Genomic DNA, 2,636 nt, shown 5'->3' on the forward strand with positions numbered 1-2,636 from the left:
GGCGAAGCGCTGCCTTACGAGCTGCAACAGCAGTTCCGTCAACGGCACAGTGCACAGCTGCACAATCTGTATGGCCCGACCGAAGCGGCCATCGACGTCAGTTACTGGGCCTGCGATGAAGAAAATGATCGGCATCAGGTACCGATTGGCCGACCTATCGACAACCTGCAGTTGTACATCCTCGACGCATTCCTGGAACCCGTGCCGCAAGGCGTGGCAGGCGAGTTGTACATCGGCGGCGTGGGCCTGGCGCGGGGTTATCACCTGCGTCCGGGGCTGACCGCAGAGCGTTTCGTAGCCGACCCTTTCACAGCGGGCGAACGGCTGTATCGCACCGGCGACCTGGCTCGCTGGCGCGCAGACGGCGCCATCGAATACGTCGGGCGTATCGATCATCAAGTGAAGATCCGCGGATTGCGTATCGAACTGGGTGAAATCGAAGCCCGCCTGCAAGGGCTGGAATCTGTCGAAGAGGCCGTGGTGATTGCCCGCGACACGCCGCAAGGCAAGCAACTGGTGGGCTATGTAGTGGTTCATGGCACTGAAGGCAACGACAGCGAGAGCCTGCGCCGTGAACTGCTGGAACACCTGCCGGAATACATGGTGCCTGCGCAGATTCTAGTACTGCCCGCCATGCCGCTGTCGCCTAACGGCAAGCTGGACCGCAAGGCCTTGCCGGCACCGGAATTCGCTTCCGGCCCGCGTGGTTATGTCGCGCCGGGCACTGAGCTTGAGCAGCAACTGGTTGATATCTGGCAGAGCGTGCTGGGGATCGAAAAGGTCGGCATCACTGACGACTTCTTCGAACTGGGCGGGCACTCGCTGCTCCTCACTCAGGTCGGCATGACCCTGCGCAAGCGTCTGAATGTGGAGTTGCCGCTGCACAGTTTGTTCGAATTGAGTTCTATCCAGGCGTTGGCCGCTCACCTGCAGGCTCAGCCTGACGCTGCGCAAAATAAACAGGTTGATCTGGACCTGATGGACGAGTTGCTGGGCGAGTTGGAGAATTTTTGATGAGTAACACCGAACAACAGAAGTTGCAGCAGGTTGCCGAACGCCTGGCCGCTCTGCCGGAAGACCGCCAGCTGATTTTCCTGCGTCAGTTGGGCGAAAAAGGTGTGCGCCTGGAGCGCCTGCCGATTGTGCGTCAGCCGTGTGAGCAGGCACCGTTGTCGGCTGCGCAAAGTCGCTTGTGGTTTCTGTGGCAGATGGAACCGCACAGCGCGGCCTACAACATCCCGGCGGCAGTCCGGCTGCGCGGTGAGCTGGACGAAGAAGCGTTGCAACGCAGCTTTGCGGCCCTGATCGCCCGGCACGAAAGCCTGCGCACGCTGTTTCGCGAAATAGAGGGAGAGCACGGCTCGCAAGCGGTTCAGGTAATACTGCCGAGCCTTGATCCGGAGCTGCAACGTTTTGATCTGACGACGCTGCCCGTTGAACAGCGCGAGCCGCGTGCCCGTGAACAACTGGAACACGCGGCCCGCCAACCCTTTGATCTGAGCACTGGGCCGCTGCTGCGTCTGGCGCTGATTCGGCTCGATACCCGCGAGCACATCCTGCTGCTGACACTGCACCATATCGTCTCTGACGGTTGGTCAATGGGCGTGCTGACTGACGAGTTCGCCAGCCTGTACACCGCGCACGTCAGCGGTGCGGCAGCACAATTGGAAGCCTTGCCGGTGCAGTACGCCGACTATGCGCGCTGGCAGCGCTTGTGGATGGCGGCCGGTGAAGGTGACCGCCAATTGGATTACTGGACCCGTCAACTGGGCGGCGAAGCGCTGGTGCTGACCCTGCCCAGTGACCGCCCACGCCCGGCGGTGCAGAGCTACCGTGGCGCGGCGCTGGACTTCCAGCTGCCGGCAGCCTTGAGCAACGGCCTGCGCGAACTGGCTCGCAGCCAGGGCGCAACGCTGTTCATGCTGTTGCTGGCGGCGTATCAAGTGCTGCTGTTTCGTTACAGCGGCCAGCGTGAACTGCGGGTCGGTGTGCCCGTGGCCAACCGTGGTCGGGGGGAGAGCGAACGGCTGATCGGCTTCTTCGTCAACACTCAGGTGTTGGGCACGGAGATGAACGAGCACGAAACCTTTGTCGCGTTTCTGGACCGCACCCGGCAGGCGGTACTCGGTGCTCAGGCCCATCAGGACTTGCCGTTCGAGCGTCTGGTGGAGGCTTTGCAGCCAGAGCGCAGCCTCAGCTACAACCCGTTGTTTCAGGTGGCCTACAACCATTTGCCGAGTCAGCGCGACGGCTTGCGCGAACTGCCTTCAGCCGATGGTCGCGGGTTGACCCTGGAAAGCCTCGAACTGGACGTCGGCATCGCCAAGTTCGACCTGATGCTGAGCACCGAAGAGAGCCGTGATGGCCTGGTGCGCGGTCAGCTTGGCTACGCCACCGATTTGTTCGATACCGCGAGCATTGCGCAGATGCGCGAGCATTTCCTGCACCTGCTGCACGCGCTGCTCACAGATCCACGCCAGGTCGTGGGCCGCTTGCCGATGCTCTCGGGCAATGATCGCGAACAGTTGCTGCATGGCTGGAACGACACCGCCGCTGACTTCCCTGATCAGGTGCAACTGCAAAGCCTGATCGAACAGCAAGTCGCTGCAACGCCGGATGCTTTGGCCGTGCAGTTC

At 61.8% G+C, this 2,636-nt stretch carries 2 protein-coding genes; both read left to right on the forward strand.

Going from position 1 to position 2,636, the window contains the following annotated elements; genetic code table 11:
- Nucleotides 1–1,014: AMP-binding protein (locus tag AO242_RS21930; protein ID WP_141562233.1), on the forward strand; the 1,014-nt coding region annotated here is incomplete at its 5' end.
- Nucleotides 1,014–2,636, forward strand: a 1,623-nt coding sequence (locus AO242_RS21935; RefSeq protein ID WP_257153489.1) for a condensation domain-containing protein, incomplete at its 3' end; no start/stop codon positions are given. The genes AO242_RS21930 and AO242_RS21935, both read left to right, overlap by 1 nt.

Source organism: Pseudomonas sp. ICMP 561 (assembly GCF_002699985.1).
GTDB lineage: Bacteria > Pseudomonadota > Gammaproteobacteria > Pseudomonadales > Pseudomonadaceae > Aquipseudomonas > Aquipseudomonas quasicaspiana.